Below are 901 nucleotides of genomic sequence, written 5' to 3' on the forward strand. Positions count from 1 at the left end.
TTCTTCATGGGGATGTCCTCATGTGGCTTATGAAGACATTACTAACATCGGGGTGTACTAATCAACGGGGAGCAGGTCACGGGATATTTGTCAAAAAATAGGTATCGGTCGCTCCACCATCTACGATTGGATAAATCCTAAATCACCACGTTACGATGCCAGTTTTCCCAAACGGCTTAGATTAGGAAAACAATCTGTTGGTTGGTTGGAATCAGAGATTGATAACTGGATTTTGCAACGTAATGCAGTCAAGGCATGAATGTCACTACTACTGGAACACACTCGGGGTTAGGCCCACTTGAAAGCAAGTACTCTAGCAGGCTTAATGAGATAACAAACACCAAGTAGGGCAGAAACTCCTGCCCTACGCCTTATTCCTTGAATTACTCGACTATAACGGAACTGAAGGTCCGCTATGAGCTGTGAGTTCAATGAGTCGATGTATACCTTCTATAGCCACCGATTCGCTCCATAGCGATCAGTCAGTCTACAATGAACCCACGGTGGCGCCATTTCGCCCGTACGAAATCCTTAAAGTTGTAGCCCTGGCCGAGATTTAGTCCATCGGCGTGATCGCAGACGATGATCTGCGGCATTACGCCCGTTTCATGCGCCGTATCATCACAGAATTTCGCCATCTGTGTGAACATGTTCGAAACAGCATCAATGTCATCATGCAGTTCTACACCCTGGGTGTCCTCGGCCCGTAAATTCTCGGCCTCAAACTCCTCACCCTCATCCTTGGATGGGAAGTACACTTGAGTAGGTTGATCCAGAAAGAGGATGGGAGGGATTGCACATTCGTCTCCCCGGGCAGCGAATGTAGTGGTCAACTAAAACTGGCCACGGCTTTAGAGTTTTTCCAGTATCGGTTTTCCGATTCGTTTGGGGGCAACCCACC

General features: G+C 47.8%; 2 protein-coding genes. One reads left to right on the top strand and one right to left on the bottom strand.

The annotated features are described in order from the left end of the window. Positions 1-85 precede the first annotated feature (85 nt). On the top strand, positions 86-259 hold the full coding sequence (locus OGY71_RS01140; protein WP_286612677.1) for an AlpA family phage regulatory protein: 174 nt from the start codon (positions 86-88) through the stop codon (positions 257-259). Between the two features lie 223 nt (positions 260-482). Here OGY71_RS01140 and OGY71_RS01145 read toward each other — a convergent pair whose 3' ends face one another. Beyond that, a complete protein-coding gene (locus OGY71_RS01145; RefSeq protein WP_286612675.1) occupies positions 483-833 on the bottom strand; it encodes a DUF3732 domain-containing protein in 351 nt (116 codons plus the stop codon). Between the last annotated feature and the right edge of the window lie 68 nt (positions 834-901).

The sequence above is a fragment of the Citrobacter sp. Cpo109 genome (assembly GCF_030332565.1).
GTDB lineage: Bacteria > Pseudomonadota > Gammaproteobacteria > Enterobacterales > Enterobacteriaceae > Citrobacter > Citrobacter portucalensis.